Origin of the sequence: Shewanella hafniensis (assembly GCF_019655335.1) — a bacterium.
Lineage (GTDB): Bacteria > Pseudomonadota > Gammaproteobacteria > Enterobacterales > Shewanellaceae > Shewanella > Shewanella hafniensis.
On sequence record NZ_BPFD01000160.1, the window covers coordinates 1 to 2,284 of the forward strand.

Consider the following 2,284-nt stretch of genomic DNA (forward strand, 5'->3'; position numbering starts at 1 on the left):
ATTGGAGATTTTCCATTAATATCTTTCAGGGATAACTCTTTTTCTTCTTTCATCTTCGCATAATCAAGAAGCCGTGCAACTGAATTTTCGAATATCGCGTAGATGGTAACAATAAATGGAATCCTAATAATTCTTGGCATTTCGTCTTCGGCAATTTGATATACATGCTGATACTCGTGGCAATCCGAATCTGAATATTTTTTCATTTCCGCTGAGATATAGCTTTCACACACAGATTTTACGCCATTTTCTATCTGCGAAAGATAAGCTTGTAGTACGATCAATTCGACCTTGATCTCAATGCCTGGATACCGAAAATCCATATTCAATATACCCATACCATCTTACCTCCGAAGCATAACATTTTATTAGTACGCATGCGCGTTGTTCAAACCTACCTCCCAACCGTCACTACCATTAACAATCTTATTTTAAATGGCTTAAATCAATGCGTCTGAGGTGTGACGCACGAATGTGTAACCAAACGGCCTCAAAAACCAACGTTCTCAAATACAACTATATGCCTATCCAGTTACGAACACTATATGACGAAGAATTAAAAACAGTGGATACTAAAAATTTGTAGAGTAAATAGTGCATAAGTTTTCGATTCGCCAAACGCTTGCTAACACGCTTTGGGGCAAGAATAAGTTAATCACTTTCACTACCACCCAGATATTAACTTCAGGAGAGACAGTAACTTTTTATGTACTTTGTTTGATATTCAAGCTCAGGAAATAATGTAGCTTCGTATACTCCACACAACCTAAGTTCTCGAAGTATATCGATTTTGCACTCTTTAGGGACTATGAATGATTTTGAATACCCATCAAAACTATCGTTAACCTTTACGTATTGCGTGCCATGAAAAATCTTTCCAGTGTGGCATGTAAAGCATCCTTGTTGTGTTATTAGCCGTTTATTGATGCGTTTGGGAATATACATAAACCCAGCATGTTTTATGAAATCATTATTACTAAAACCCTTGGAATCAAATCGTAAATCCAGTCCTATTGGAAATTTATCTTTAGGGGATGATGATTTTTTATCGACATATTCCCCTAATTTATAACCATCGATGTATAACTGCTCTAATATAAAACTGGTACCCCTTTCATTTATTTTATGTATGGATGAAAACATAAAATAATCAAAATCATCAGGGTCGCTGTAAATAATTAATTCTTCTGTAAATTTAGTTCCAAAATTAGAATTGTAATAGTCAAAAAAGTCTAATTCTTCAATGTAATTGGGAAGAAAGAACAACTTACCATCATTGTTATTGTCATTACTGCAAGCAAAATAGAGTGCAACTAAAACGTTTTCAGTCCAGTCAAGAAGTCTTGTCGGCAAACCATAATGCTGTGCGTAGGTGAGCAGTTCAAGTGTATCAACATGCTTCTCTCTCGCTTCAGGATGCATTCGTAAGAATTCGTCAATGAGCTTATTCTCGTCATAAAACTTACCATCTACGGGGCGAAATAAACTTGGAGTCAATTTATGACAAGAATTAGACTGACCACGGAACCACCAATGATCAAGATTGTGTGATGTTTCTGTTTTGGCCAGGTTGATAGCATCAGCAACACAGGTGATTTTTAGCTTAATAACAGTATTGCTTTCTGACATCGTTGTTCGCTCTAATCTATGAATAATCAATATTGATTCAATAATCACTTTGTATCATTAGAAAAGTTTGGTCAACAAACCTTTGCTACAATTTTAAATTTACTCGCTACAAACATACTTTGGGGCAAAAGTGAGTTAGGTTCCTAACTCTAATTCGTGAGTTTCGGATTAAAATCTCTATGGATTAACGCCAAGCTAACCGGCGACGTGCTGGCGCAATTTTTGCGTCTCTTTGCGAAAAAATGTGACAGTTTTGGCCGTCTGCTTTAGGTTTTTGCTAGCGAATCCCCAGATAAATTCGATGGGATTCAAATAAGTAGACACGCATGATGCTGTTTGATCTAATCAATTTCGCCAAAAACCTACTAGATCCAACATCATGCGTGATATCGACATATTACACGATTTACTCAAAAAACAATGCCCTCAAATACACCAAAAACGCCTTAATTCTCTGATGGTTGCTACTGAGTCTTTACTCGATGGCAATCAACTCTCGTTAACCCAGTTAGGACGGAACATAACGGGCCCCCTGTGTCAGGATTGTTGTCACCCCTAAATAATCATTATGTTTAAAGACAGGGTGCGGCAAAAGAGAACGATATGGCTCGGTATTCACCAGAACGTAAAGAGGCGATCCTTAAAAAATTATTAC

At 36.8% G+C, this 2,284-nt stretch carries 2 protein-coding genes and 1 pseudogene; 1 reads left to right on the forward strand and 2 read right to left on the reverse strand.

Going from position 1 to position 2,284, the window contains the following annotated elements:
* The coding region (locus K5Q99_RS21610; RefSeq protein WP_220778099.1) for a hypothetical protein at window positions 1–338 on the reverse strand (338 nt) is incomplete at its 3' end.
* A gap of 346 nt (window positions 339–684) precedes the next feature.
* Window positions 685–1,677, reverse strand: coding sequence for an FRG domain-containing protein (locus tag K5Q99_RS21615; protein ID WP_226059041.1), 993 nt, complete (start codon window positions 1,675–1,677; stop codon window positions 685–687).
* A 331-nt stretch (window positions 1,678–2,008) separates the two neighbouring features.
* On the opposite strand from K5Q99_RS21615, the pseudogene K5Q99_RS21620 reads away from it, so the two are divergent.
* Window positions 2,009–2,158: pseudogene (locus tag K5Q99_RS21620) on the forward strand (IS4 family transposase); the annotation flags it as partial.
* Window positions 2,159–2,284 lie beyond the last annotated feature (126 nt).